A 21,083-nucleotide genomic window follows, 5' to 3' on the forward strand; every position below is an offset into this window, starting at 1 on the left:
GCTGCTACGGGGCGGTGCATAAAGAGCATCGGGGGGCCGCGATCATAGACGGATCATGTTGAGACAGCTCTTCGCGCCGCAGCTCGTTATTCTCTACGTGCTGGCGGCCTCTACACTCTACGTCCACTTCCGTGGCAAGCAGCGGCTGCGCTTCGCTCGCCAACTCGGCGATCACTCGACCTACCTCGCTCCCTACAATGTGCTGATGTATGCGGGCTCCGCGGTGCCGAACACGCCGGTGATCCCGGTCGAGCAGTTTCCCGAGCTCAAGAAGCTCTCCGACAATTGGCAGACAATTCGCGACGAGGCCACGCGCCTGTTCGACGAGGGCTTCATCCGCGCCGCGGCCAAGAACAACGACTGGGGCTTCTATTCGTTCTTCAAGAGCGGCTGGAAGCGCTTCTATCTGAAATGGTACGACGACTTCCTGCCGTCGGCGCGCACGCTGTGCCCGAAGACGGTGGAGCTGTTGAATTCGATCCCGAACGTGCACGGCGCGATGTTCGCGATGCTGCCGCCCGGCGGCAAGTTAGGGGCGCATCGCGATCCCTTCGCGGGCTCGCTGCGCTATCACCTTGGCCTGGTGACGCCGAACTCGAAGGAGTGCCGAATCCTGGTCGACGGCGTCGAATGCGTCTGGCGCGACGGCGAGGCCTTCATGTTCGACGAGACTTTCATCCACAGCGCCGAGAACAAGACCGACGTCAACCGCATCATCCTGTTCTGCGACGTCGAGCGCCCGATGAAGTACGGCTTCATGACCAGGATCAATCGCTGGGTCAGCCACAACATCGTCAAGGCGTCGGCGACCCAGAACGTCGACGGCGAGCATGTCGGCGCGCTGAACAAGGTGTTCGGCAAGCTCTACGAGATCCATCTCGCCAGCCGCAAGGTCAAGGAATGGAATCGGAACGTGTACTACACGCTGAAGTATTCCGTGACGGCGCTTATCCTCGGCCTGATCGTAATGTCGGCGCTGCGGTGATTGCGGCGGCCGCACCGCGTTGAACGCAAAAGCCCCGGAGCCGACCGGGGCTTTTCTCTGGGTGGGCGAGCTGTCAAGCGCAACGACATCAGTCGCGTTCGAATACCTTGGCACCGGGGTAGACCCGCCTGGCGTAGGCCACGACCCACTCGCGGTCCTGGGTCTCCAGGAACGGAGTTCTGATCTTGCACGACCCGACGATGAGGTGCCACAGGCCATCCAGCTTCTGAATGTTGACGATCATTTGAGTGTTCCCCGCAGAACCCGCGTTCCAGTTGGCATTGCGTCTCGCGATCGTCTAGCGACTCTCCCTTCGGAGCAGTGATCCCGATCACGGAACTCCAATGCGCCCGTTGGAGCAGCTGCGAATTTAAGAATCGCTCGCCACCGCTCAACTGTACGCGCGTCAGCACAGGGTGCGACAAGGAATGAGGGCGGCATACCAAGGTATGTTGTGGACGCGTTGAGCCTCGGCCTGACCGTGATGTTTCCGCTGCCTCGCTTGGAATTACGGTTCCCGATTGGCGCCGACGCCGAGTGAACCGAGCGTGTCGGAAGCGGCATCCATATCGGCGGCAGTGATTGGTTGGTCGACGATGAACAGATAGCATCCCGCCGAGACGACGCCGATTAAGGCGCCGACGACGAGCGCCGGCACGAACGAACCGGTCTTCTGCACGATCAGGCCGGTCACGGTCGGCGCTAGCGCGCCGCCGAGATATCCGCCGAAATTCTGCACTGAGCCGATCGAGGCGGTGCAGTTCGTCGGGACCGCGACCGAACTCAAGGCCCAGGCGCAGGTGCTGGTCACATAGACCAGAAACAGCGAGATCGAGATGAAGGCGATCGCCAGCGCGTTGCTCTCGACATAGGCGGCAGCCACCGTGCAGGCGGCCGTTCCAAGCAGTGCGATCGCGGCCGGGTAGCGCCGGCTCCTGAGCGGCTCGACACCGCGGCGGACCAGGATGTCGGCGATGTATCCGCCGACGACGCCACCGACGACACCGCAGGCGAACGGCACCGCGGCGGCCCATCCGGTGTATTTCACGCTCATGTGGCGTTCAATCTCGAGATAACCCGGCAGCCAGGCGGTGTAGATCCAGGTCAAATAGATGCAGCCGAAATAGCCGAAGATCATGCCCCAGGTGGTGCGGAAGCGGAACAGCAGCGACCAGTCGCGGAACGTAACCTTGGTGCGCCGGCCGGGCGGATCGCCTTGTGTCCGGTAGGAGTTCTCGTGCGGCGTGAGCGCGACCTGCTCGGGGTTGCGATAGAGCCCATACCAGCAGACGGCGACGACGAGGCCGGCGATGCCCATGATCACGAACATTGCGCGCCAGCCGAATGTCAGCATCAGATAGGTCAGCAGCGGCACGGCAATCGCCGTGCCGAGCGATGACGCGCAATTGAACACGCCGGTCGCAAGCCCCCGGTCGCGCTGATTGAACCAGTCGCGGACCACGCGCGCACCGGTCGGAAATTGCGGGGCCTCGCCAATCCCGAGCAGGACGCGGGCCCCGAAGAACTGGCCGAAATTCTGCACCAGGCCGCCGACGAGCTGCGCGAACGACCACAGGCCGAGGCCCATGGCGAGAAGAAGGCGCGGACCCAGCCGGTCGACCATCGCACCGGTGGGGAGCTGCGAGAATGCATAGGCCCAGAGGAACGCGGAAAGCAGATAGCCCATGTCCGCGATGGACAATCCGAGTTCCTCGCGGATCAGCGGATTGGCAACTGCGAGGGTCGCGCGATCGATGTAATTGACGACCCCTGCAACGACCAGCAGAGCCAGCGCGACGCGCTGAATCGATTTCAGACGTGGCGTCGCAAGCTCGATTCCCGACATGATTCGTTTTTCCTCACCAATGATTTTGCCGGACAGTATCGGCGCGCGTGGTGTCGAACCAGAACGGAAGTTGCCAAGCCTGCGTTGCGGTTTCGACATGGACCGGGCGTCGGCCCTGGCGTCATCGCGCTGTCACCAACGGCTGCGAGGCAATCAATCCGGCCTCACGGCCCGAAGAATTTGGCGGGCGGGGGCGGGTTCCGGTCGCTCGCACCGAAGTGCTACAGTCCTGACCGGGATTCCGTATCGAAAGGCTTTCTCATGCCCGAGACCACTGGAGCTTTCGCCACAACTGCGCTGAGCGGCTACGAGCTGTTGGCCGATCCGCAGTTGAACAAGGGCACGGCGTTCTCCGAGGCCGAGCGCGAGGCGTTCGACCTGCACGGCCTGCTGCCACCCAATATCCTGACGCTGGATGAGCAGGTCTCGCGCCGCCTCGAGGCGCTGCGCGGCTACGAAACCGACATCGAGCGCTATGCCTTTCTGCGCGAACTGCAGGACACCAACGAGACGCTGTTCTACGCGCTCCTGGTGGGCAACCTCGAAGAGCTGCTGCCGATCGTCTACACGCCGACCGTCGGCGAGGGCTGCCAGAAATTCAGCCGGCTGTTTCGCAAGCCGCGCGGGCTGTTCCTCAGCATTCCGCACCAGCACCGCATCGACCGCATTTTCGCCCATCCGCGCTTCGACCATGTCGAGGCGATCGTCGTTACCGACGGCGAGCGCATCCTCGGCCTCGGCGACCAGGGCGCCGGCGGCATGGGCATCCCGATCGGCAAGCTCGCGCTCTACACCGGTTGCGGCGGCCTGCATCCGGCGACCACGCTGCCGATCATGCTCGATGTCGGCACCGACAATCCAGACTGCCTGGCCGATCCGCTCTATATCGGCTGGCGCAACGAGCGCGTCCGCGGCCAGCAATATGACGACTTCATCGAGGCGTTCGTCTCCGCGGTGGTGAAGCGCTGGCCGCGCGTCCTGCTGCAATGGGAGGATTTTGCCAAGAACAACGCGACGCGGATGCTGGAGCGCTATCGCGACCGGCTGCTGACCTTCAACGACGACATTCAGGGCACCGCGGCGGTCGCGACCGGCGCCTTGCTCTCGGCCATCAACGTCACCGGCGTGTCGCTGACCGAGCAGCGCGTCGCGGTGTTCGGCGCTGGCTCCGCCGGCTGCGGCATCGCCAGCCTGATCCGCGCGGCGATGATCGATGCCGGTCTGTCCGAGAGCGAGGCGGCGGAGCGCTTCTTCATGGTCGACCGCGACGGGCTGCTGCTTGAGGGCATGAGCGGGCTCGCCCCGTTCCAGCTGCCTTTCGTGCAGAGCAGGCAGGCGATCGCGGGCTGGCAGCTCAGCCATCCCGACAAGATCGCGCTGCTAGACGTCGTGCGCAACGCGAGGCCTACCGTGCTGATCGGCGTCTCCGGCCAGGCCGGCGCGTTTTCCGAGCCGATCGTCCGCGCAATGGCCGGCTGCAACCAGCGGCCGGTGATCTTTCCGCTGTCGAATCCGACCTCGCGCGAGGAGGCGACGCCTTCCGATATCGAAGCCTGGACCGAGGGACGGGCGCTGATCGGCGTCGGCAGCCCGTTCCCGCCGATTGTGCGCGACGGCGCGCGCTTCAAGGTCGACCAGACCAACAACTCCTACATTTTCCCAGGTGTCGGCGTCGGCGCGCTCGCAGTCGGCGCCAGCCGGATCAGCGACGGCATGTTCATGGCCGCAGCCAAGGCGCTGGCCAGCGTCTCGCCGGCCCGCAACAACCCGAAGCACAATCTGCTGCCGCCGGTCAGCGCGCTGCGCGATGTGTCGCTGACGGTGGCGCTGGCGGTCGCGTTGCAGGCGCACAAGGAAGGGCTCGCCAAGGACATCCCGATCGATCAGGTCGAGGCGCGCATAAAGGCCAAGGTCTGGACGCCGCGCTATGTGCCGTATCGGCGCACGGCAGCAGGCGCTCCCTGATCGCGGATGCAGGTCGTATTCTGCAGCGCGCAGCAGCCGCGGCAAATGCCCTTGATCTTGCGATCGACGATCGCGTCTTCCGGATCGATGATCTGCTGCGGCGACGCAGTCGCTGCCGGAAGGTCGGCGGCGCGCGGCTGGCGATGACCGACCGGCGCCAACCATGGCCGCGTCGCGGTTTCGTTTGACGCGTAGACGCCAGGCTCCCGCACTGCCGCTTGCGCGGAGGAGGCCGTGATTGCCGCGGACAGAGTTGCAGCCAGGCCAAGTGCTCTGCCAAGTCGCCGAAGTTCGCTCATGAGAATCTCCATACCGTCATCGCCGCGTTGGCGCGGCCTTGATGAAATGGAGTGCTACTCGCGTCCCGGTATTCCCGGTCCGTCCGATGTGATCGGGCGCTCGCGGTTCGGTGATCGCGCGTGAGGAAATAATTTCCCGGCATCCACAGTCATTGGTCACAGGAGCCGAGCTTTATCGGCTTCATCCACGTGCGGAGAAACCCAATGACCAAATTGACCTTCGTGACGCTTGCCCTGGTTGCGGCAGCCGCGTACTCGGCTCAGGCGTCTGCCGCCAGCAACCATGCTGCGGCGCGGCGCGCCCATGCTTCGATGGCTACCACCACGGCGACACCGGTCAGCAGCAAGACCACCGATTGCGTTCGCGCCCCGAACGTCGGATCGTTCGCAACCGCGCCTTTCACCGAGCCGCCCTGCATGCCCGGCACGATGCGATGATAGCGTAAAGCGGAAAGCCCTGGACGTCTGGTCCTGGGTTTTCCGGGGCGGTGCGGTGTCGCCGGGAAGCGGCCGCGGAATGGGCGTGACCCACCTCACAGCCAGGCCAGTGCGATCGTGCGAAGCGTGCGGCGTCGGAGCTGGCGCATGGTGCCCGGCCCGAGTTGAAGGAGACGTCGCATGACACGTAATTCGCTCGTAGCTTTCGCTGCCGTTGTCGCGTTCGGCGTAACCGCGCTGAGCTCCGCACAGGCGGGTGGGCTTCGCATGACGCCACCGAAGTCAGTCGGCGCGAAGCTGCCTCCGGGCGGTTCGGGCGGCCCGCACCGCCAGCCGGTCGATCCGCAGCCCTCGCTCGGATCGGGCTACAGCGGGGACAGTGCTGGTGGCGGCGGTGGTGGCGGATATTTCGGCGATCCCAATCATCCCGGCCACGAGCAATTCTGAAAAGGCAACGGCCCCGAATTCGGTTCGGGGCCGCGGTCTGCTGGTGGATTAGATCCGGAGTTACTCCGGCTTGCCGATCGTCACGGCGAGCGTGCCGACGCCGTCGACGCCACATTCGAGCTTGTCGCCGACCTGGAGCTGCGAGACGCCGGCCGGTGTGCCGGTCATGATGATGTCGCCGGCGGCGAGCTTTACCTGCTGCGAGAGCTGCCAGATGATTTCAGGCACGTTCCAGATCAATTCGGTGAGGTCGCCCTTCTGCGCTTCCTTGCCGTTGACTGTAAGCCAGATCTTGCCGCTTGAGGGGTGGCCGATCTTTGAAGCCGGCTGGATCGCGGAGCAGGGCGCCGAATAGTCGAACGACTTGCCGATCTCCCAGGGCCGCTCCTTCTTGCGCGAAGCGATCTGCAGGTCGCGGCGGGTCAGGTCGATCCCGACGGCATAGCCGTAGACATTCTCGAGCGCCTTGTCGGCGGGAATGTTGAGCCCGCCGCTCTTCATCGCCACCACCAGCTCGACCTCGTGATGCAGGTCCTTGGTCAGCGGCGGATAGGGGATCGTCGCACCGTCCGGCACCAGCATGTCGGCATGCTTGCCGAAGAAGAACGGCGGCGCGCGCTCGTCATTGCCCATCTCCCTGATATGCTCGAGGTAGTTGCGGCCGACGCACCAGATGCGGCGGACCGGATAGACGCCGGATTCGCCGACGACGGGGAGCGAGGGCTGCGGGGGAAGCGGAATGACGGTGGAGGCGGCGTTCATGCGGATCTCGCTGCTCTTGAGGTGAATTTGAGTGGTCTAGCCGGTGGCGCTGATCGGCGCCAGTGCCAGCGGCGACGGGTCGTGGTGGTGCTGCAGGCGGAAGAACGAGGCGTAGCGGCCGCCGCGGCGCAGCAGCTCCTCGTGACGCCCGCGCTCGACGATCTTGCCGCCCTCGACCACCAGGATCGCATCGGCGTGCATGATGGTGTGCAGGCGGTGCGCGATCACGATCGTGGTGCGGCCCTGGCACAGGTGCTCGATAGCCTCCTGCACCTGCTTCTCCGACTCCGAGTCGAGCGCGGCGGTGGCCTCGTCGAGCAGGATGATCGGTGCGTTCTTGATCAGCGCACGGGCGACCGCGATGCGCTGGCGCTGTCCGCCGGACAGTTGCGTGCCATGCTCGCCGACCGGCGTATCGTAGCCGAGCGGGAAGCTCATGATGAAGTCGTGCGCGCAGGCGGCCTTGGCGGCGTCGACGATCTCGGCCTCGGTGGCGCCCGGCTTGCCGAAAGCGATGTTGGCGCGGATGGTGTCGCGGAACAGATAGACGTCCTGGCCGACATAGGCGGTCTGCTGGCGCAGCGACTTGCGCGAGACCGACAGGATCGACTGCCCATCGATCAGGATGTCGCCCTCGCGCGTCTCGTAGAAGCGCAACAGCAAAGCAAGCACCGTCGATTTGCCGCCGCCGGACGGACCGACCAGCGCGGTCACCTTGCCGGGCTCGGCTACGAAGCTCATGCGGTCCAGCACCGGCTCACCGGGCCGATAGGCAAAGCTGACGTCGCGCAGCTCGATCCGCGCTTCGGAGAGTTTCAGCGCCGACTTGTCGTCGTCGGCCTGCTCGCTTGCGGGACTGTCGACGACCTCGAGCAGCATCCGTGCGCCGACCAGCTGGCTGTTGAGGTCGATATTGAGCCGCGCCAGGCGCTTGGCCGGCTCGGTCGCCATCAGGAAGGCGGTCAGGAAGGTGAAGAACTGGCCGGGCGTCGAACCGAGCGCGACCACGCTGTAGCCGCCATACATCAGGCAGCCGGCGACCGCGAAGCCGCCGAGCATCTCCATCAGCGGGTTGGAGCGGTTGGCGACATGCGCCATCTTGTTGGCATTGCGCTCGACGGTCGCGATGTTCTCGTCGATCCGCTGCTGCATGGTGCCTTCCAGCGTGAACGCCTTCACGGTGCGGATGCCCTGCAGCGATTCCTGCATGGTCTCCATGATGTCGGCGGTGCCGGTGAACTGGTTGTAGGCGAGTCCCTTGATCCGCTTCACCAGCTTGCGCAGCACCAGCATCGCCGGTGGCACTGCCACGAGCCCGATGAACGACATCAGCGGGTCCTGCCAGACCATGACGGCGACCATGCTTATCAGCATCAGCAAGTCGCGGCCGATCGCATTGACCAGCATGTTGAGCACGTCGGTGATCGACTTGGCGCCGGCGGTGAGCCGCGCCAGGAATTCCGACGAGTGCCGCTGTGAGAAGAAGCCGATGCTTTCGCTCATCAGCTTGGCGAACAATTGCCGCTGGTTCCGCGCCAGGATGGCGTTGCTGATCTTCGACAGGATCACCATGTGGCCGTAGGTCGCCACGCCCTTGATGAACAGCAGCAGCACCGTGATCCCGGCAAACATCGCGATGCCGGGGATGTTCTTGTCGACATAGGCCTGGTTGATCACCTGGCCGAGCACGTAGGTGGCGCCGGCCGTCGAGCCGGCCGCAACGGCCATCAGGGCGAACGCCGTCAGATAGCGCCGCCAGTAGGTGATCCCCTGTTCCGTGACCAGGCGGCGAATCAGGATCGCCGCGCCATAGGGATCGTCGGTAATTTTCTTTGGAAACTGAGCCATCCGCGTTCCATTGACGGCGGGCTGCGCCGGCCGTCAGGGTTGCGGACCTCCTTGCCCGCTTGGCGGGGCTTTTTCAAGCACAATAACGGCTTGATTTTTAGGCCGATTCTGCCTGTCGCGCGGCGCCCCCGCGCTCCCGGAACAGCTTCTCCTCCCAGTCCAGCGCATGGCTCGCGATGGTCTCGAGATCGTCATACCGCGGCGTCCAGTCGAGCAGCGAGCGGATCCGGGTGGTATCGGCCACCATGGTCATGATGTCGCCGGGCCGGCGCGCGGCATAGGCGACCGCAAAATTGCGCATCGAGACCCGGCGCACCGCCTCGATGGTCTCGAGCACGGAATAGCCGCGGCCGTAACCGCAGTTCATCGTCGCCGATTGGCCGCCGCCGCGCAGATAGGACAGCGCAGAGCGATGCGCCTCGACGAGGTCGCTGACATGGATGAAGTCGCGCACGCAGCTGCCGTCCTGGGTCGGATAGTCGGTGCCGAACACGTCGATCTTGGCGCGCTGGCCGGTCGCGGCCTCGACCGCGATCTTGAGCAGATGGGTGGCGCCGATGGTGGCAAGGCCGACGCGGCCCTTAGGATCGGCGCCGGCGACGTTGAAGTAGCGCAGCACGACGTAACTCATGCCATGCGCCGAGGCGACGTCGTGCAGCATGATTTCGGTCATCAGCTTCGACGAGCCGTAGGGCGACAGTGGACGCGTCGGCGCGATCTCCGGCACCGGCACCTGGTCCGGATTGCCGTAGACCGCGGCGGTCGAGGAGAAGATGAAACGGTTGACGCCGCCCTTCACCGCAGCATTGAGCAGGCTGCGCGTCGTCATGGTGTTGTTGCGGTAGTAGCCGAGCGGATCGCGCATGGAATCCGGCACCACGACGGAACCTGCGAAATGGATGATGCTGTCGATGCCGTGCTGAGCGATCACGCCCTCGACGAGGTTCTCGTCGCCGGCATCGCCAATGAACAGCGGAACAGCTTCGGGCAGGAACGCTGAGAAGCCGGTGGAGAGATTGTCGACGACGACGACACTCTCTCCGGCATCGACCAGCGCATGAACCATGTGACTTCCGATATAGCCGGCACCGCCGGTCACGAGCACGGTCATGGATAGAGCTCTCCCGATATCTTTTACGGATGATGCTATCGGGAGTGCGGTGAAGAGGGGGTTTCGCCGCGGCCGAACTGGCCACTATGCTTAATGTTGCGTATAGGAACTGGCACGAAACGGAGACTTGCGTGCCGATCGAGAACATAGCTGCCGGCGAGCTTGAGCTCATCGTGCCCAATCTGCACCGACGCTATTCGGGTGTCACCGCGACCAACCGTATGGTCGCGCCGAAGCTTGCCAAGATGTTTCGCGCAGCCTGGCTGGGCTCGCATCGGCCCGATGGCATCGACGCGATCGGATTTTCCGATCTGATGCGGCTGCGGCGGCGCGCGCGGCCTGTGATCTGGCACGCGCGGCGCAATGATGAGATGATCGCAGGCCTTTTGCTGCGCGCGTTCGGCTGGCCGCTGAAACTGCTGTTCACCTCAGCCGCGCAGCGCCATCACACCTGGCTGACGCGCTGGCTGATCCGCAACCAGGATGCGATCATCGCCACCAGCCCGCTGTCGGCATCCTATCTGAAGCGCGAGGCCACGGTGGTGATGCACGGCGTCGACACCGATCGCTATGCGCCGCCAGCCGATCGCGCTGCCGCCTTTGCCGAGAGCGGGTTGCCGGGACGCTATGCGATCGGCTGCTTCGGACGGGTGCGCGCGCAGAAGGGCAGTGACGTCTTCGTCGAGGCGATGTGCAGGCTGCTGCCGAGCTATCCCGATTTCACCGCCGTCATTGTCGGCGCCGTGGTGCCGGAGCAACTGGCCTTTGCCAGCGAGCTGAAGCGGAAGATCGAGGCCGCCGGCCTGCAATCGCGCATCATCATCACCGGCGAATTACCGATCGAGGATGTCGTGCGCTGGTATCAGCGGCTGACGGTCTACGCCTTCACCTCGCGCAACGAAGGTTTCGGCCTGACCCTGATCGAGGCGATGTCGGCCGGCGCGGCGCTGGTGGCTGCGCGCGCGGGCGCCGCCGAGTTCGTGGTCGATGACGGCACCACCGGCGTGCTGACGCCGCCGGGCGATGTCGACGCGCTGGTGGCGGCGCTTGAACCCCTGATGCGCGATCCGGCCGCGGCCGCGGCGATGGGGGCGCGGGCGCGCCAACGAGTTGTGGATAAGTTCAGCCTCGATGCGGAGGCGAGCGCGATCGCTGCGGTCTATCGCGCCCTGATCTGAGCCAGTACGCGCTCGGCGATATCGACGACCTCTTCGGCCGCGATGTCGCGCATGCAGCGATGGTCGTTCATGGTGCAGACCGTGCGCTGGCACGGCTGGCACGGCAGCTTGCTCTTGCTCTGCCGCACCGTGGCGGCGAGATCATTGAGGGGAGCCCACAGATAGGGGTCAGTCGGGCCGAAAATGCCCATGGTGGGGGTGCCGATCGCGGCCGCGATGTGCATCAGCCCGGAGTCGTTGGCGATAGCGACGCTGGCCGCGGCCATCGCCAGCACCCCGTTGCGCAGATCGGTGCCGGTGAGATCGCGGACCCGCGCACCGCCGGCGGCTGCGATTTCCTGCGCCAGCGCCTTTTCGCCGGGGCCGCCGACCACCCAGACGTCGAAGCCATGCTCGGCGAACAGCCGCGCGGCTTCCGGGTAATAGGTCCAGCGCTTGGAGGCGCCGACCGAGCCGGGCCCGAGCGCGACGGCGCGGCCGGTGCCGAGACCGTTGGCTTGCCGCCATCGCCCGATCTCGTCGGCAGAAACCCGGAGTTGCGGCACCGGCCATTCGGGCGGACGGGGAGCGCCGTCGGGCAGCGCCAGCACGGCGTTCTTGTCGATGAAGCGCGGCAGCTTCTTTTCGCCCCAACGCATCGCATTGATCAGGCCGAACCGCGCCTCGCCGAAGAAGCCGACCCGCTCGGGGATCCCCGCCAGCGCCGGCGCAATGGCGGACTTCCACGTGCGTGGCATCACCAGCGCGGTGGCATAGTTCCGCTTCCGAAGCTCGGCTGCCAGCGCCCGCTGCTGAGCCAGCGCCAGCCGGCTGCGCGGCAGGTCGAACACGAGCCCGGCGCGGACGCCGGGCATATAATCGACCAGGGGCGCGCAAAGACTGGACGTCAGAAGGTCGACCGGCCGGTTGGGCCAGCGCTTGCGGAGCACCCTGACCACGGTGTGGCCGCGCACGAAATCGCCAATCCAAACATAGGGCACGATGAGGATCGGTCTGGTATCCTCGGTATCCTGGGTTTCGATGTCAGATATTGAATCAATATTCATTTTTAAGCGGGCCAAAGCCGGTTCGGCGCGGCCAAGTCGGTAACCGGTTCGCGATGTGAGGTAAAGCCGTCGTTGCCTGTGGCGCGGGAGTGGGGCAAAGCTGGCGGCTGCAAAGGAATCTGGCGGGATTTCATCATGTTTCTGGTAACCGGGGGCGCCGGTTTTATCGGATCGAACGTCGTGGCCGCGTTGAATGACGCCGGGCGCAGCGACGTCGCGGTCTGCGACATCCTTGGCAGCGATGGCAAGTGGCGGAACCTGGCCAAGCGCCAGATCGCCGATTTTGTGCCGCCAGCCGAGTTGATGGCCTGGCTGCAGGGCCGGCGGCTGGATGGCGTCCTCCATCTCGGCGCGATCTCGGAGACCACAGCGACCGACGGTGATCTGGTGATCGAGACCAATTTCCGTCTCTCGATGCGCTTGCTCGACTGGTGCACTGCGACCGGAACCCCGCTGATCTATGCCTCGTCGGCGGCCACCTATGGCGACGGCGAGCAGGGTTTTGACGACGATGGTTCGGTGGAGGCGTTGAAACGTCTGCGGCCGATGAACCTGTATGGCTGGAGCAAGAACCTGTTCGACCTCGCCGTCGCCGAGCGCGCTGCGAAAGGCGACGCTCTGCCGCCGCAATGGGCGGGTCTGAAATTCTTCAACGTGTTCGGCCCCAACGAATATCACAAGGGCTCGATGATGAGCGTGCTGGCGCGCCGCTTCGACGACATCAGGGCAGGCCGCGTCGTGCAGTTGTTCAAGTCGCATCGCGAGGGTATCGCCGATGGCGATCAGCGCCGCGACTTCATCTATGTCGACGACGTCGTGCGGGTGATGATGTGGCTGGTCGCGACGCCGCGGGTCTCCGGCCTATTCAATGTCGGCACCGGCAAGGCGCGCAGCTTCAAGGACCTGATCGTCTCGGCCTATGGCGCGCTCGGCCTGCAGCCGAACATCCAGTATGTCGACATGCCCGAGCAGATTCGCGGCAGTTACCAGTATTTCACCCAGAGCGTCGTCGATCGTCTCGGACGCGCCGGATACAATGGCGGTTTTACGCAGTTGGAAGACGCGGTCGGAGCCTATGTGAATGGCTTTCTCGATCGCGCGGATCGCTATCGCTAGAGCGGATGACGGTGACTGATGTTCGATTTTGAAGCGATCTCGCGTGCAATGTCCGGCCAGACCGTGCTCTGCGTCGGCGACCTCATGCTCGACGAGTTCGTGTATGGCGAGGTGTCGCGGATCTCGCCGGAGGCGCCGGCGCCGGTGATCGCGGTCAGGCGCAGCGAGAGCAATATCGGCGGCGCCGGCAACGTCGCGCGCAACATCGCCGCGCTCGGCGGCCGCTGCATCTTCGTCGGCCTGATCGGCGAGGATGCCGCCGGCACGGTGCTATCAGAGGCGCTCGCGAAGGAGGCCGGCATCGAGACCGTGCTGGTGCGCGACGCCGCCCGCCCGACCACGCGCAAGGTGCGCTTCGTCTCCGAACAATTCTCGACCCACATGCTGCGCTCCGATTGGGAACTGGCTGCGCCCGCTGCGCCGGTCATCGAACAGCAGCTGATCGATGCGATCCTGCCGCGCCTTGCGCGCGCCGACATCGTGTTGCTGTCCGATTACGCCAAGGGCGTGCTGACCGCGCGCGTGATCCGCAACGTGATCGACGCCGCGCGCCAGGCGGGCAAGCGCGTGATCGTCGATCCGAAGAGCGCCAATCTCGCGATCTATCGCGGCGCGAGCGTGTTGACGCCGAACCGGAAGGAATTCGCCGAGGCAACCCGCAGCCGTGCCGACAGCCAGGACAGCATCGCGCAGGCCGCTCCCGATGCGATGGTCCTCGCCGATTGCGAGGCGATGCTGGTGACGCAGGGCGAGCGCGGCATGACGCTGGTGACGCGGGAGGGCGGTTCGATCCACGTGCCGGCGCTGCCAGTCAAGGTGCGCGACGTCTCCGGCGCCGGCGATACCGTTGCTGCGGCGCTGGCGCTTGCGTTGGCTGCTGGTGCCGACTGGGATGGCGCGTTGCGGATCGCGAGTGCCGCAGCTGCGGTCGCGGTCGGAAAGACCGGGACCGCGATCGTCAAGTCCGCCGAATTGCGGCGAAAGATCCTGCCGCACGCGTCGCTGGCGGCCGAGGAGAAGATCGTCCCGGCCAGCGGCGATATCGACGCATATCTCGAGGAATGGCGCAGGCAGGATCTGCGGATCGGCTTCACCAACGGCTGCTTCGACATCCTGCATCCCGGCCACGTCAAGGTGCTGACCGCCGCGCGCGGCGCCTGCGACCGTCTGATCGTCGGATTGAACAGCGACGCCTCGGTGAAGCGTTTGAAGGGCGAGGGGCGTCCCGTGCAGAACGAGCGCGCCCGGGCCGAGGTGCTGGCGGCGCTGGAAGCCGTCGACCTCGTCGCAATCTTCGAGGAGGACACGCCGATCGATCTGATCGCGAAGGTGCGGCCGAGCGTGCTGGTCAAGGGTGGCGACTATACCCGCGAGCAGGTGGTCGGCCACGAGATCGTCGAGGCCGCCGGCGGCGAGGTGGTGCTGGTCGAGATCCTGCAGGGCCACAGCACGACGTCGCTGGTTGCGCGGGCCCGTGAGGGCAAGGCGTGAGCGCGAGCATGGCATCCCCGGCAGGCGCCGCGGCGTGCCCGGCCTGGCGCGATCCGGCACGCTGGCAGACCACGACCGACGTGGTCGCGGTCCTGATTGCGGTGTCGCTGCCGTGGTCGACCTCGCTGGTCGGCATCTTCGGCGTGGTGCTGCTGATCACGATTGCGCCGACCATCGACCTGCGGGCGTTCTGGACGCTGTTGAAGCGGCCGATCTGCGTGGCGCCGATCGCGCTGTTTTGCCTCGCGCTCGCCGGCACGCTCTGGTCGGACGCCGCCTGGGGCGCCAGATTGTACGCGGTCGGACCGACCGCAAAGCTGCTGGTGCTTCCGGTCCTGCTCTATCACTTCCAGCGCTCGACCCGTGGGACATGGGTGTTCGTGGCCTTCCTCGTCTCCTGCACGCTGCTGATGCTGATGTCGTGGCTGGTGCTTGCCTATCCCCACCTCGCGTTGCGGGCGCCGGCCCCCGGCGAGCAGGGCGTCTTCGTCAAGAACTACATCGACCAGAGCCAGGAATTCACGCTGTGCGCGGTCGCGCTGGCGTATCCGATCGTGATGCTGCTGCGGGCCAATCGCATCCTGCCGGCCGCGTTGCTGGTCGGGATCGCGCTCAGCCTGTTTGCCAACATGGCGCTCGTGGTGGTGTCGCGGACCGCGCTGGTGACCGTTCCCATCATGTTCGCGGTCTTTGCGCTGCTGCATCTGCGCTGGCGCAGCATCGTACTGATCCTGTGTGCGGCCGGCGCGTTGTCCGTGGCCGCGTGGTATGCCTCGCCACAACTGCGCGCGACGGCCGATTCATTCCAGCGCGACTACAAGCTCTACATGGAGCGCAACGAGCCGACGTCGCTTGGTTTGCGGCTCGAATTCTGGCGCAAGTCGCTCGGCTTCTTCGCCGAGGCCCCCGTCATCGGCCATGGCACCGGCTCGACGCGGGGCCTGTTCGAGCGCGTCGCGACCGGCGGTGTGACTCAGGCTTCCGGTGAAGTGATCGGAAACCCCCACAATCAAACGTTGAACGTCGCGGTGCAGTGGGGCATTGTAGGTGTAGCGATACTGTACGCGATGTGGCTGCTGCACCTGTTGCTGTTCCGCGGCGACAGCCTCGTCAACTGGATCGGGCTTCTCGTCGTGGTACAGAATATCTCAAGTTCTTTGTTTAATTCACACATCTTCGACTTTCATGAAGGCTGGATGTACGTGCTGGGCGTCGGCGTTGCGGGCGGTATGGCGTTGAAGGGGCGATTGGGGACGGATATGGAACCCGAGCCTCCGATCCGTCCATGATCGCTGGCAAGGGCCCCGCAGATACGCTACAGCCTGCCCATGTCCCGTCGCGAACTCCCAGTTGCCAGCAACACGTCCGTTAGATGACGCGCCTTTCACAATTCACCTCGCGCAACTTCCTGATCCTGGCACATGACGCGCTCGCTACGACGTTCGCGTTGCTGGCGAGCTTTTATCTGCGCTTCGAGGGCAGCCTGCTTACCGATCGGCTGCCGCATTTGCTGCGCATTCTGCCCTGGTTCGTGCTGTTCAGCGTCGTGGTCAGCTATTTCTCGAATCTGACCACGGCGAAATGGCGCTTCACCTCGCTGCCGGACGCGGTGAACATCCTGCGGGTCGCAGCGGTGCTGACGCTGGCGCTGGTCGTGGTGGACTACGTCTACTTCTTCACCGGTGCGAATTCGCCAAGTCCGGTGTTCCTCGGCCGGGTCACGATCATCCTGTTCTTCTTCCTCGAGGTGTTCGCGTTGAGCGCGCTGCGCCTCGGCTATCGCTACTTCCGCTATTCGCGCACGCGTCTTCATGCCCGATCCGACAATGCCGCGTCGGCGCTGCTGGTCGGGCGCACGGCCGATGCCGAAGTCGTCCTGCGCGGCATCGAGAACGGCGCCATCAAGCGGCTTTGGCCGGTCGGCGTGCTCTCGCCGTCGGCCGCGGACCGCGGCCAGATGATCCGCAACATTCCCGTGGTCGGCGGCGTCGATGATATCGAAGCCGTGATTCGGGATTTCGAAAGCCGCCAGCGGCCGATCACGCGCGTGGTCATGACGCCCTCGGCCTTCGAGCCGGATGCGCATCCGGAAAGCGTGCTGATGCGCGCCAAGCGGCTCGGTGTGATGGTCAGCCGCCTGCCGTCGCTGGAGGGCGGCGATACGCCACGGCTCACCAATGTCGCGGTCGAAGACCTGCTGCTGCGCCCGAGCCAGAAGATCGACTATGCGCGGCTAGAGACGCTGGTGAAGGGCAAGTCCGTCATCGTGACCGGCGGCGGCGGCTCGATCGGCGCGGAGATCTGCGAGAGGGTCGCGACCTTCGGCGCGGCGCGCCTCCTGGTCGTCGAGAATTCGGAGCCGGCACTCTATGCGGTCACCGAGGCGCTGTCCGCGCGCGATGCCGGCCCCGAGATCGAGGGCCGGATCGCGGACATCAGGGATCGCGAGCGCATCACGCGCCTGATGAGCGAGTTCAAGCCCGACATCGTGTTCCATGCCGCGGCGCTCAAGCATGTGCCGATCCTGGAGCGCGACTGGAGCGAAGGGGTCAAGACCAACATCTTTGGATCGGTGAACGTCGCCGACGCGGCGCGTGCGGCGGGCGCGAGCGCCATGGTGATGATCTCGACCGACAAGGCGATCGAGCCGGTGTCGATGCTGGGCCTGACCAAGCGGTTCGCCGAGATGTACTGTCAGGCGATGGACCATGACCTGATGACCGAGGCCAAGGGCAAGCCGCACATGCGGCTGATCTCGGTGCGGTTCGGCAACGTGCTGGCGTCCAACGGATCCGTGGTGCCGAAGTTCAAGGCCCAGATCGAGTCCGGTGGACCGATCACGGTGACCCATCCGGACATGGTCCGTTATTTCATGACGATCCGCGAAGCCTGCGATCTTGTGATCACCGCCGCGACGCACGCCATGACGCCTGCGCGGCCTGACGTCTCGGTCTATGTGCTGAACATGGGGCAGCCGGTGAAGATCGTCGATCTCGCCGAGCGGATGATCCGCCTGTCGGGCCTGCAACCGGGCGTCGACGTCGAGATCGTGTTCAGCGGCATCCGTCCCGGCGAGCGGCTGAACGAGATCCTGTTCGCAAGCCAGGAGCCGACGCTCGAGATCGGCGTCGCCGGCGTGATGGCCGCCAAGCCGAACCAGCCGCCGATGTCGACGCTGCGCAAGTGGCTCGCGGCGCTGGAAGATGCGATCGACAGAGATGACCGTGTGACCATCCGTGCCGTCCTGCAGGACGCCGTGCCCGAGTTCGGATCAAATGCCGCCTGACCGCGCCGTCCTGCGGGGCGATCGGGCAGGACCGTCTCGAAAGCCATTGATGCCCAGTGCACGAAAAGTCGTGGTCGCCAGCCAGCATTATCCGCCGGACCACAGCACGACCGCCGCGATCATGTCCGCGATCGCTGAACGGATCGCACAGGAAGCGGACGTGGTGGTAGTCTCCGGGATGCCGGGCTCGGCGCGGGCGCCGGCGCCGGGGCGGCCCGTCGTCGTCGAGATCAGGAACTGGTTGCCGGGAAAGGCGGCGCTGCTCAAGCGTGCCCTGGCCGAGACGCTGTTCACGGTGCGGATGTTCTTTGCGTTGTTGTCGCGGCTCAAGCGGGGCGATGTGGCGCTGACGGTGACGGCTCCGTTCGCGCTTCCCTATGCGGTTGCTGCCGCGGCAAGGTTGAAGGGGGCGAAGTCGGCCTTGATCCTGCACGACCTGTTTCCGGATGTTCTGGTGATGGCCGGGCTGCTGCGGCCGTCCTCGCTGGTTGCGCGGGCGATGCGCGCGATCAACGCGCTGATGTTCCGCGCCTTGAACACTGTCATCGTGATCGGCCGCGACGCCGAGAAGCTGTTGTTGCGCTATCGCGGAATGACACCCGACAAGATCAGGTTCATCCCGAACTGGGCCACGCTCGCCGCCGGCAATCGTCCCGTCAGCCCCGATAATCCGTTTCGCAAGGCGATTGCCGCCCGCTTTGTCGTCGGCCTGTCCGGCAATCTCGGTTTCACCCACGATCCGGATATCGTCTTCGAGGCCGCGCGGCTGCTCCGCGACGAGCGCGATATCCATTTCCTGCTCTCGGGATGGGGCATGGGCTTTGCGCGGCTGAAGGAGCTGCAGGCCGAGGCGCAGCTCGCCAACGTCACGCTGGTCGAGCGCGTCGCGGACAGCGAGCTCGATGCGCTGCTCTCCAGTGCGGACGTCTGGCTCATCCCCTATCGCAAGGACGTCGCCGGCGTATCGGTGCCGAGCCGGTTCTATAATCTGCTCGCCGCCGGCCGGCCGGTCATCCTGGTGTCCGAGCCCGAGGCCGAGGCCGCGCTCACCGTCAGCGAGAACCGGCTGGGCTGGGTCGTCACGCCGGGAAGGCCCGATCAACTCGCCGAAGCCATCAGGCTGGCGTCGCAATCGCAGGACGCCGAGATGGCCGGGCGTGCCGTCGCGACCGCGCGGACCTTCAGTCCCGAGCGGGCGCTGTCGGGCTATGCCGCGCTGGTTGCGGAGCTGTTATCCAATCACGATGTGGAGCGGACAGCATGAATGATCGCCGCCCGACGGTTCTGGTCACGGGTGCGAGCGGCTTTGTCGGTCGCCATGTGGTGCCCGAGCTGGAGCAGAACGGCTGGATGGTGCGGCGCGCGGTGCGCACCTCGCCGCTAGACGCAAACGACGTGGCGATCGGCTCGCTCAGTCCCGTCACCGATTGGCGTGCCGCACTCGATGGCGTGGACGCCGTCGTTCATCTTGCCGCTCGCGTTCACCAGCAGTCCGATGAACAGGCGATCGAGCTCTACCGCAACGTCAATATCGAGGGCACGCTGCATCTGGCGCGTTCGGCGGTCGCGGCGGGTGTTCGGGACTTCATTTTTGTCAGCACGATCCTGGTGCATGGGCGCAGCAACTACGGGCGCCCGCCGTTTCGCGAGGACGACGTCCTGACGCCCCGCGGCCTCTACGGAAACTCGAAGGCAGCCGCCGAAGTAGGGCTGAAGGGGATCGTGCCGGGCAGCGGCATGAGGGTGACCGTGATCAGGCCACCGCTGATCTACGGCGCCGGTGCGAAAGGAAACTTCGCCCTGCTCAAGCGTGCGGTGATCAATCGCATGCCGCTTCCGCTCGCCTTCGTGAAGAATCGACGGGCGTTCCTGTCGGCGGAAAACCTGGCGTCGTTCATCCTGTACCGGTTGTCGCGACCGGGAAATGAATTCGATGTGTTTCTGGTGGCCGACCGCGAGCAGGTCTCGACCCGGGAGTTCGTCGAGCGCCTCGCCCGCGCGGCAGAAACCTCGCCGCGTCTGTTCTGGCTGCCGTCGCCGCTCCTGAAGGTGTCGCTCACGTTGGGCGGCCGCAAGGAAGCCTATGACAGCCTGTTCGCCTCGCTTGAGCTCGATCTGTCCAAGGTCGCAAGCACCGGATGGCAGCAGCCGATCAGCCTCGACGAGGGGCTGCGGCGCGCGCTGCGCTGAACCGATATCTAGATTTTGTTTTGGCGCGTTTTCTTCACGCGAACCGGTAACGCTCCGGCCCGATCAGAACGGTCGCGAGAACCGGCGCAGTTGCCAGCCGACGGCGAGCGCGCCGGCCAGCAACAGGACGATGTCTGCTGCGAGGGAATTGAGGGCGACCGAAGCGAATGCCAGCAGCGCCAGCACCACGTTGAGTGCAAAGACCTCGCCGACGACGCGCCATACGGTGAATCCGTTGTCGGTCGCGCGCTGATAGAAATGTGAGCGGTGCGCGGACCAGAACGGCTCGCGCCGCGCGATGCGGCGAAACAGCGTTACTGTCGCATCGGCCAGATAATACAGCGGCAGTAGCAGGGCGGCGGCAAATTGCTGATGCAATGCAAGCTCGAGCAGGCACCAGCCCAGCAGCAAGCCGATCGGCAGGCTGCCGACATCGCCGAGGAATATCCTTGCCACCGGCCGGTTGAACGGCGCGAAGCCGAGCAGCGCGCCGCACAGCGCTGCCGCGACCAGCGCGCAAGCAGCGGGAACGTGGCCGAAGCTGCCGAGCAGGGCGACGGCCACCGTGATCGGCACGGCCTCGGCCGCCGTCATCAGGTCGAGCCCGTCCATGAAGTTGACGAGGTTCACGAACCAGAGGCCGGCGATCAGCAGCAGACCGCGTTCGAGCCAGAACGGCCAGGCCGGAACGAGCCTGAGATCGGCCGGCACCGAAAACACCAAGGCTGCAACGGCCGCCGCCTGCAGCAACAGCCGCGGGACGACGGGCAGCGACCGGATGTCGTCGGCAAAGCCCACCACCGCGATGAACAGGCAGGCCGCGAACACCGTGATCGGTATCGTCAGGTCCGGCGATCCGGCCATTGCGATGACGATCCCGCCCGCCAGCAGCGTGGCTGCGATCACCGCGATGCCGGCGCCCTGCGGCGTTGGAATGCGGTGCGACGAGCGCGCGTTCGGCTTCGCCAGCGCGACGCGCAGCAGCAATGGCCGCGTCGCCCGGATCAGGACGGCCGAGATCGATGCGGCCAGCACCGCCGCGATCAGTGACAGGAGGGTTTCGAAACTGCTCATT

19 protein-coding genes are annotated in these 21,083 nt (G+C 65.4%); 11 read left to right on the top strand and 8 right to left on the bottom strand.

What is annotated here, in order from left to right; translation table 11 throughout:
* Positions 1-55: 55 nt before the first annotated feature.
* Complete coding sequence (locus tag ACVISU_RS34730; RefSeq protein WP_050403563.1) at positions 56-985, top strand: aspartyl/asparaginyl beta-hydroxylase domain-containing protein; 930 nt, start codon at positions 56-58, stop codon at positions 983-985.
* Between the two features lie 88 nt (positions 986-1,073).
* Here the strand turns inward: ACVISU_RS34730 and ACVISU_RS34735 are convergent, their stop codons facing one another.
* Together ACVISU_RS34735 and ACVISU_RS34740 are read right to left on the bottom strand one after the other, a co-directional pair.
* On the bottom strand, positions 1,074-1,229 hold the full coding sequence (locus ACVISU_RS34735; RefSeq protein WP_167350189.1) for a hypothetical protein: 156 nt from the start codon (positions 1,227-1,229) through the stop codon (positions 1,074-1,076).
* Positions 1,230-1,493: 264 nt separating this feature from the next.
* Positions 1,494-2,831: an MFS transporter gene (locus tag ACVISU_RS34740; RefSeq protein ID WP_456709948.1), complete on the bottom strand. Its 1,338-nt coding sequence runs from the start codon at positions 2,829-2,831 to the stop codon at positions 1,494-1,496.
* Positions 2,832-3,092: 261 nt separating this feature from the next.
* Here ACVISU_RS34740 and ACVISU_RS34745 point away from each other — a divergent pair, with 261 nt between their 5' ends.
* A complete protein-coding gene (locus tag ACVISU_RS34745; RefSeq protein ID WP_456709949.1) occupies positions 3,093-4,796 on the top strand; it encodes an NAD-dependent malic enzyme in 1,704 nt (567 codons plus the stop codon).
* Here the strand turns inward: ACVISU_RS34745 and ACVISU_RS34750 are convergent.
* Positions 4,757-5,095, bottom strand: coding sequence for a hypothetical protein (locus ACVISU_RS34750; protein ID WP_456709950.1), 339 nt, complete (start codon positions 5,093-5,095; stop codon positions 4,757-4,759). The genes ACVISU_RS34745 and ACVISU_RS34750 overlap by 40 nt on opposite strands.
* Before the next feature lie 204 nt (positions 5,096-5,299).
* Here ACVISU_RS34750 and ACVISU_RS34755 point away from each other — a divergent pair, with 204 nt between their 5' ends.
* Complete coding sequence (locus ACVISU_RS34755) at positions 5,300-5,533, top strand: hypothetical protein (RefSeq protein WP_083992114.1); 234 nt, start codon at positions 5,300-5,302, stop codon at positions 5,531-5,533.
* Positions 5,534-5,713: 180 nt separating this feature from the next.
* Positions 5,714-5,980: a hypothetical protein gene (locus ACVISU_RS34760; RefSeq protein WP_456709951.1), complete on the top strand. Its 267-nt coding sequence runs from the start codon at positions 5,714-5,716 to the stop codon at positions 5,978-5,980.
* Between the two features lie 60 nt (positions 5,981-6,040).
* On the opposite strand, the gene ACVISU_RS34765 is transcribed toward ACVISU_RS34760, so the two are convergent.
* From ACVISU_RS34765 to galE, 3 genes are all read right to left on the bottom strand, one after another.
* Positions 6,041-6,742, bottom strand: coding sequence for a fumarylacetoacetate hydrolase family protein (locus tag ACVISU_RS34765; RefSeq protein ID WP_456709952.1), 702 nt, complete (start codon positions 6,740-6,742; stop codon positions 6,041-6,043).
* A 36-nt stretch (positions 6,743-6,778) separates the two neighbouring features.
* Positions 6,779-8,590 carry an ABC transporter ATP-binding protein gene (locus tag ACVISU_RS34770; protein ID WP_456709953.1) on the bottom strand — a complete coding sequence of 604 codons (1,812 nt, stop codon included), beginning with the start codon at positions 8,588-8,590 and terminating at the stop codon, positions 6,779-6,781.
* A 97-nt stretch (positions 8,591-8,687) separates the two neighbouring features.
* Positions 8,688-9,701 carry a UDP-glucose 4-epimerase GalE gene (galE, locus tag ACVISU_RS34775; protein ID WP_456709954.1) on the bottom strand — a complete coding sequence of 338 codons (1,014 nt, stop codon included), beginning with the start codon at positions 9,699-9,701 and terminating at the stop codon, positions 8,688-8,690.
* A 131-nt stretch (positions 9,702-9,832) separates the two neighbouring features.
* On the opposite strand from galE, the gene ACVISU_RS34780 reads away from it, so the two are divergent.
* Positions 9,833-10,879, top strand: coding sequence for a glycosyltransferase family 4 protein (locus ACVISU_RS34780; RefSeq protein ID WP_456709955.1), 1,047 nt, complete (start codon positions 9,833-9,835; stop codon positions 10,877-10,879).
* On the opposite strand, the gene waaF is transcribed toward ACVISU_RS34780, so the two are convergent.
* Complete coding sequence (gene waaF, locus ACVISU_RS34785; protein WP_456709956.1) at positions 10,861-11,925, bottom strand: lipopolysaccharide heptosyltransferase II; 1,065 nt, start codon at positions 11,923-11,925, stop codon at positions 10,861-10,863. The genes ACVISU_RS34780 and waaF overlap by 19 nt on opposite strands.
* Positions 11,926-12,060: 135 nt before the next feature.
* Between waaF and rfaD the strand changes: the two genes are divergently transcribed.
* The 6 genes from rfaD (at position 12,061) to ACVISU_RS34815 (ending at position 20,008) form a co-directional block, all read left to right on the top strand.
* Entirely contained in the window at positions 12,061-13,041 is a 981-nt protein-coding gene (rfaD, locus tag ACVISU_RS34790) for an ADP-glyceromanno-heptose 6-epimerase (protein ID WP_050403554.1), read from the top strand.
* Positions 13,042-13,059: 18 nt separating this feature from the next.
* The gene (rfaE1, locus tag ACVISU_RS34795; RefSeq protein WP_456709957.1) at positions 13,060-14,532 is read left to right on the top strand and encodes a D-glycero-beta-D-manno-heptose-7-phosphate kinase; all 1,473 of its coding nucleotides are present in this window, start codon (positions 13,060-13,062) and stop codon (positions 14,530-14,532) included.
* 8 nt (positions 14,533-14,540) lie between these two features.
* On the top strand, positions 14,541-15,821 hold the full coding sequence (locus tag ACVISU_RS34800; protein WP_050403552.1) for an O-antigen ligase family protein: 1,281 nt from the start codon (positions 14,541-14,543) through the stop codon (positions 15,819-15,821).
* A gap of 83 nt (positions 15,822-15,904) precedes the next feature.
* Complete coding sequence (locus ACVISU_RS34805; RefSeq protein ID WP_050403551.1) at positions 15,905-17,818, top strand: nucleoside-diphosphate sugar epimerase/dehydratase; 1,914 nt, start codon at positions 15,905-15,907, stop codon at positions 17,816-17,818.
* A 49-nt stretch (positions 17,819-17,867) separates the two neighbouring features.
* Positions 17,868-19,082 (top strand): glycosyltransferase family 4 protein, encoded by a 1,215-nt coding sequence (locus tag ACVISU_RS34810; RefSeq protein ID WP_456709958.1) that lies wholly within the window; start codon positions 17,868-17,870, stop codon positions 19,080-19,082.
* Positions 19,079-20,008 (top strand): NAD-dependent epimerase/dehydratase family protein, encoded by a 930-nt coding sequence (locus tag ACVISU_RS34815; RefSeq protein WP_456709959.1) that lies wholly within the window; start codon positions 19,079-19,081, stop codon positions 20,006-20,008. The genes ACVISU_RS34810 and ACVISU_RS34815 overlap by 4 nt, the downstream gene beginning before the upstream one ends.
* Before the next feature lie 63 nt (positions 20,009-20,071).
* Here ACVISU_RS34815 and ACVISU_RS34820 read toward each other — a convergent pair whose 3' ends face one another.
* Complete coding sequence (locus tag ACVISU_RS34820) at positions 20,072-21,082, bottom strand: glycosyl transferase (RefSeq protein WP_456709960.1); 1,011 nt, start codon at positions 21,080-21,082, stop codon at positions 20,072-20,074.
* Position 21,083: the final 1 nt, after the last annotated feature.

The organism is Bradyrhizobium sp. USDA 4452 (assembly GCF_054063575.1).

What these genes read in the sequence shown, in the direction of transcription:
- ACVISU_RS34730 (WP_050403563.1), top strand. Translation starts at nt 56, where the DNA reads ATGTTGAGACAGCTCTTCGCGCCGCAGCTCGTTATTCTCTACGTGCTG.
- galE (WP_456709954.1), bottom strand. Translation starts at nt 9,701, where the DNA reads ATGACCGTGCTCGTGACCGGCGGTGCCGGCTATATCGGAAGTCACATG.
- ACVISU_RS34765 (WP_456709952.1), bottom strand. Translation starts at nt 6,742, where the DNA reads ATGAACGCCGCCTCCACCGTCATTCCGCTTCCCCCGCAGCCCTCGCTC.
- rfaE1 (WP_456709957.1), top strand. Translation starts at nt 13,060, where the DNA reads ATGTTCGATTTTGAAGCGATCTCGCGTGCAATGTCCGGCCAGACCGTG.
- ACVISU_RS34810 (WP_456709958.1), top strand. Translation starts at nt 17,868, where the DNA reads ATGCCCAGTGCACGAAAAGTCGTGGTCGCCAGCCAGCATTATCCGCCG.
- waaF (WP_456709956.1), bottom strand. Translation starts at nt 11,925, where the DNA reads ATGAATATTGATTCAATATCTGACATCGAAACCCAGGATACCGAGGAT.
- ACVISU_RS34800 (WP_050403552.1), top strand. Translation starts at nt 14,541, where the DNA reads ATGGCATCCCCGGCAGGCGCCGCGGCGTGCCCGGCCTGGCGCGATCCG.
- rfaD (WP_050403554.1), top strand. Translation starts at nt 12,061, where the DNA reads ATGTTTCTGGTAACCGGGGGCGCCGGTTTTATCGGATCGAACGTCGTG.
- ACVISU_RS34745 (WP_456709949.1), top strand. Translation starts at nt 3,093, where the DNA reads ATGCCCGAGACCACTGGAGCTTTCGCCACAACTGCGCTGAGCGGCTAC.
- ACVISU_RS34815 (WP_456709959.1), top strand. Translation starts at nt 19,079, where the DNA reads ATGAATGATCGCCGCCCGACGGTTCTGGTCACGGGTGCGAGCGGCTTT.
- ACVISU_RS34820 (WP_456709960.1), bottom strand. Translation starts at nt 21,082, where the DNA reads ATGAGCAGTTTCGAAACCCTCCTGTCACTGATCGCGGCGGTGCTGGCC.
- ACVISU_RS34760 (WP_456709951.1), top strand. Translation starts at nt 5,714, where the DNA reads ATGACACGTAATTCGCTCGTAGCTTTCGCTGCCGTTGTCGCGTTCGGC.
- ACVISU_RS34805 (WP_050403551.1), top strand. Translation starts at nt 15,905, where the DNA reads ATGACGCGCCTTTCACAATTCACCTCGCGCAACTTCCTGATCCTGGCA.
- ACVISU_RS34735 (WP_167350189.1), bottom strand. Translation starts at nt 1,229, where the DNA reads ATGATCGTCAACATTCAGAAGCTGGATGGCCTGTGGCACCTCATCGTC.
- ACVISU_RS34750 (WP_456709950.1), bottom strand. Translation starts at nt 5,095, where the DNA reads ATGAGCGAACTTCGGCGACTTGGCAGAGCACTTGGCCTGGCTGCAACT.
- ACVISU_RS34755 (WP_083992114.1), top strand. Translation starts at nt 5,300, where the DNA reads ATGACCAAATTGACCTTCGTGACGCTTGCCCTGGTTGCGGCAGCCGCG.
- ACVISU_RS34740 (WP_456709948.1), bottom strand. Translation starts at nt 2,831, where the DNA reads ATGTCGGGAATCGAGCTTGCGACGCCACGTCTGAAATCGATTCAGCGC.
- ACVISU_RS34770 (WP_456709953.1), bottom strand. Translation starts at nt 8,590, where the DNA reads ATGGCTCAGTTTCCAAAGAAAATTACCGACGATCCCTATGGCGCGGCG.